At 69.5% G+C, this 4756-nt stretch carries 3 protein-coding genes and 1 pseudogene; 3 read left to right on the forward strand and 1 reads right to left on the reverse strand.

Annotation, left to right across the window (positions count from 1 at the left end; all coding sequences use genetic code 11):
• Window positions 1–96 precede the first annotated feature (96 nt).
• Both AC5RTT_RS19635 and AC5RTT_RS19640 read left to right on the forward strand, forming a co-directional pair.
• Window positions 97–456, forward strand: a pseudogene (locus AC5RTT_RS19635) (MFS transporter); the annotation flags it as partial.
• Between the two features lie 9 nt (window positions 457–465).
• The gene (locus tag AC5RTT_RS19640) at window positions 466–1851 is read left to right on the forward strand and encodes an MFS transporter (protein ID WP_494146576.1); all 1386 of its coding nucleotides are present in this window, start codon (window positions 466–468) and stop codon (window positions 1849–1851) included.
• Window positions 1852–1919: 68 nt separating this feature from the next.
• Here AC5RTT_RS19640 and AC5RTT_RS19645 read toward each other — a convergent pair whose 3' ends face one another.
• The gene (locus tag AC5RTT_RS19645) at window positions 1920–2669 is read right to left on the reverse strand and encodes a class I SAM-dependent methyltransferase (protein ID WP_494146577.1); all 750 of its coding nucleotides are present in this window, start codon (window positions 2667–2669) and stop codon (window positions 1920–1922) included.
• 316 nt (window positions 2670–2985) lie between these two features.
• On the opposite strand from AC5RTT_RS19645, the gene AC5RTT_RS19650 reads away from it, so the two are divergent.
• The coding region (locus tag AC5RTT_RS19650; protein WP_494146578.1) for a DEAD/DEAH box helicase at window positions 2986–4756 on the forward strand (1771 nt) is incomplete at its 3' end.

Here is a 4756-nt window from a genome sequence, read left to right on the forward strand (position 1 = left end):
TGTGACCAATAGGTGATGTGGTGGGCTTCGCACCAGGGCGCGGGGATGGTGCAGTTGGGGAAGGCGCAGCCTTGGTCGCGGGCCGTGAGGGCCAGCCAGCGGGCCATCAATACGGTGGTCGCGCTGATGACCGGCGCCGGATTCGCGTTCTGCATCTTCGGGCCGCTGGACCTGGTGTGGGTATGGGCGGGCCTGCTGGGACTGGGGCAGGGCAGCCTCACAGCCGTGGCGCTGACCATGATTATGCTGCGGACCCGGGACGGGCACACCGCCGCGCACCTGTCCGGGATGATGCAGGGCGTGGGCTACGGGCTGGGTTCCACCGGGACCCTAATGGTGGGTCAACTGCACCAGGCAACCGGGTCCTTCGCGGCCGCCGGGTTCCTGTTCCTGGTGGTCGGGCTGTTCGCGGCGGTCTTCGGTTACCGCGCCGGCCGCAACAGGTTCGTCGGTTAGGCCGTGACCGTGCCCGGACCCACCCTTCCAGCCACGCATCCCGCCGCCGGGATCCTGCAGCGCCCCTACCTCTGGGTCACCATCGGCACGTGTGCACTGGTGTTCCTCGCCGCGTTCGAATCGCTCGCGGTGACCACCATCATGCCACTGGTCAGCCGCGAGCTGGACGGCGCCGGCCTCTACGCCCTGGCCTTCGCCGGTCCGCTGGCCACGGGCGTCATCGGCATGGTGGCCGCCGGCAACTGGTCGGACAGGCGCGGCCCCACCGCACCTCTTTACGCCTCCGTGGCACTTTTTGTCCTGGGCCTGCTGATCGCGGGGACCTCCGCCACCATGCCCATGCTCGTTTCCGGCCGGCTGGTCCAGGGCCTGGGCGGCGGCGCCCTCACCGTCGCCCTGTACGTGCTCGTGGCCCGGATCTATCCCGGTGTGCTGCACCCGAAGATCTTCGCAGCGTTTTCCGCGGCGTGGGTGATCCCGTCCCTCGTTGGCCCGTTTGCCGCCGGGATCGTGGCACAGGTCTTCAGCTGGCACTGGGTGTTCCTCGGCGTGGTGGGCCTGGTCATCCCGGCGCTGCTGATGATCGCGCCCGTTCTGCGGGGAATGGCCCCGCAGCCGGCAGAAGCCGCCAAGGCTCCGTGGGCGGTGGGCCGGCTGGCCTGGGCGGCGCTCGCCGCGCTGGCGGTGCTGGCGCTGAACCTGTCCACGGAGCTCCGGATCCCCGGGCTTCCCGTAGCCGCGGGGCTCCTGGCCGTTGCCGCCGTCGTCCTTGCCCTGCTGGCGGTCCGCCCGCTGGTTCCGCGCGGCACGCTCCTGTCCCGGCGCGGCCTGCCCAGCGTCATCCTTGCCCGCGGACTCGCCTCGGCCGCATTCTTCGGCGCCGAGGTCTACCTGCCATACCTGCTGATCGAGCAGTACGAATTCCCACCCACCTTCGCCGGGCTCACGCTCACCGGCGGGGCGCTTGCCTGGGCCGGGGCAGCGGCCGTGCAGGGCCGGCTGGGCACAAGGCTGTCCCACCGCGCCGCCGTGACGGCCGGGGCGCTGATGGTCCTGGGCGCGGTGCTGCTCGCCCTGGCCACCACTGCGCTGCACTGGCCGGCCGGGGTCGCCATCGGTGGCTGGATCTTTGCCGGCGGCGGGATGGGCCTGCTCTATCCCCGGCTCAGCGTCATGACCCTGGCCCTGTCCACCAAAGACAACGAGGGCTTCAACAGCTCCGCCATGTCCATCGCAGACTCGCTGGGCGGGGCGTTGGCGCTGGCCACCACGGGCATCGTCTTCGCGGCATATACGACGACGGCGGCGTCCTTTTCCGGAGTCTTCGGCCTTGCCGCCGTGATCGCCGCAGCGGCGGCACTGGTTGCGCCGCGGGTCACCACCAAAACCCCTTGAGTTTTTGTCCGGAGATGGCGACTTGCGGCCGCTGAAGTCGCCATATCTGGACAAAAACTCTTCCAGCGTCAGGGGAGGCGGGTTGCCCGCAGGACGACGTCCGCGATGGTGGCACGCTCGCCTTCCGGTCCGGTCACCGGGCGTTCCCGGCTGGTGAGGACTTCAAGCTGCCACCCGGGACCGTCCAGCCCCAGTTCGTGAACCAGTTCATCCCCGGTGTAGAACATGTCCCGGTGGTTGTGGTGGTTGGCGCCCCACGGCGGAAGCCGGTCCGGGTGATGGCCCACCACCAGCAGCGTCCCGCCCGGTTTCACAGCCGCAGCGGCCGTCCGCAGCGGCCCCTGCCAGGCCAGTTCCTGGGAGTGGAGGAACTGCGAGGTCACCAGGTCGAAGGTCCCCTCGGGCTGCCACTGTTCCAGGTCGGCCTGCTGCCAGGTGATCCGGCTGGCAATGGCACCATCGGCCGCGTGGACGCTTTCCCTTGCCAGCGCAGCTTTCTCGTGAGACTGCGCGCGTTCCAGCGCGACGGCGGACACGTCGACGGCGGTCACCGTCCAGCCCTGCTGCGCGAGCCAAATGGCGTCGGCGCCCTCGCCGCAGCCAAGGTCCAGCGCCTTGCCCGGCCTCAACCCGCCGGCTTCCCGCACCAACTGCGGGTTCGGTTTGCCGCTCCACATCTGGGGTTTGGTGCGGTAGCGCTCGTCCCAGATCGAGGCGGCGTCGTCGCCGCGGATCCCGCTTCCGATGCCACCGGTACCGCCGCCGGGGGAGGCGTCGCCGTGGTGCCTGTCGTGGTGGTGTGCTGCCTGTTCGCTCATGCCTCAACACTGCCCTGCCCCGCCTGCTGAGGCAACGCCCCGGGGCCGGCAGGGCGGGGCGGACCCGCGCGGGATGCTAGACTGGTGAAACTTGATGTGCAGTGATGCCCGGGTTCCCTCCATTTAGGGACTGGGCTTTTTTCATGTGAGAGGCACATCCTGCGTCGATGAACGCGTTCCATTTGGTCCCGGCCGTCGCTTTGCATAAGCGGCAGCAGGCTGGTGTGACCACCTGAATTTTCTTCGGCGAAACCCTTGGGCCAACCGGCGCCGGGGGCCGATATCCGCACGGATACCGCCTGAAAGACCTTTGACTTTGACTACTTTTGCTGCCCTCGGCACGCCCAAAGCCCTTGCCGATACCCTTGCCGCGCAGGGAATCGAATCCCCGTTCCCCATCCAGGTGAAGACCCTGCCGGACACGCTGGCCGGACGCGACGTCCTGGGCCGCGGCCGCACCGGTTCCGGTAAAACCATTGCCTTCGCCATTCCGCTGGTGGCCCGGCTGGCAGAACGCGAAGCGCCGTACTTCCGCAAGCCCGGCCGCCCCATGGGCCTGGTCCTGGCGCCCACGCGTGAACTGGCAACCCAGATCAATGCCACCATCGAGCCGCTGGCCAAGGCCGCCGGCCTGAACACCACCGTGATCTACGGCGGCATCTCCCAGGCCCGGCAGGAAAAGGCACTCCGCGCCGGCGTCGACATTGTTATCGCCTGCCCGGGCCGCCTGGAGGACCTGATCCGCCAGCGCATCCTGACCCTCGAGGCCGTGGAAATCACCGTCCTGGACGAGGCCGACCACATGGCTGACCTTGGCTTCCTGCCCGTGGTGAAGAAACTCATGGACATGACCCCCAGCCAGGGCCAGCGCCTGCTCTTCTCCGCCACCCTGGATAACGGCGTGGACAAGATCGTCCAGCGCTACCTGTCCAACCCGCTGACCCATTCTGTGGATGATCCGCAGGCCGCGGTGACCACCATGGAGCACCACGTGCTGGTGGTCAACGACCAGACCGTCAAGAAGCAGCTGATCGTGGAGCTCGCGTCCGGCGCCGGCCGCCGCGTCCTCTTCATGCGGACCAAGCACCACGCCCGCAAGCTCGCCAAGACCCTGACCGACGCCGGCATCCCCGCCGTGGACCTGCACGGCAACCTGTCGCAGAACGCCCGGGACCGCAACCTGGCCGAGTTCTCCTCCGGCGAGGTGCGCGTGCTGGTGGCCACCGACGTCGCTGCCCGCGGCGTGCACGTGGACGACGTCGAACTGGTGATCCACGTTGATCCGCCTACCGAGCACAAGGCTTACCTGCACCGCTCCGGCCGTACCGCCCGCGCCGGCTCCGACGGCACCGTGGTCACGCTGACCCTCCCGGAACAGCAGACCGACGTCAAGAAGCTGATGAAGGCCGCAGGCGTGGACGTGAACTTCGAACGCGTCACGGCCAGCTCGCCCCTCGTCGCCGAGCTGGTGGGCGAAATGGCCGACAAGGTTGATCCCCGCACCCGCGCCGCACTGCTCGCAGCCAAGGCCCAGAAACAGGGCGGCGGCACCTCCACCGGAGCCAACGCCGAGCGTAAGCGCGCCCGCCGCCAGGCTGCCCCCACCGCGGGAGGCCGCGGCGGACGTGGCGGCCGCGGCAAGGTCTCTGCCGAGCCTGCCCGCACCGACGTTCCCCGCGCAGAGCGCCGCGCCGCGACCTTCGAAGGCCGCACCGAGGCACGCGCCGCTGCCGACTTCGTCCGTGAGCAGAACGAGGACCGCGCCATTGCCGCTGCGGCTGCACGCCGCAACGCCCGCGGCCGCGGCACCACCGGCAGCACCCACCGCAACGACGTTCCCGCCGCTGGCGGCCGCGCAGGAGCGGGCCGGGGTTCCGACGGACGCAGCTCGGAAGGCCGCACGGATTCACGCATCACCCGCAGCGACGCTCCCCGCGGAGGAACGGGACGTCCCGCTTCCGGCGGGCAGCGCTCCGGACGCCCGGCCACGGGCCAGCGTGCCGCTGCAGGAGAAATAACGGTGGGCCTGTTGATCCTCAGCCGTGGACGCCTGGTGAAGCTGGGACTTAGCGGCGCCATCGTCTTCC

It is taken from the genome of Arthrobacter sp. Y3221157 (assembly GCF_059089865.1).

Coding starts and splice junctions, on each gene's coding strand:
- AC5RTT_RS19645 (WP_494146577.1), bottom strand. CDS start 2,669: ATGAGCGAACAGGCAGCACACCACCACGACAGGCACCACGGCGACGCC.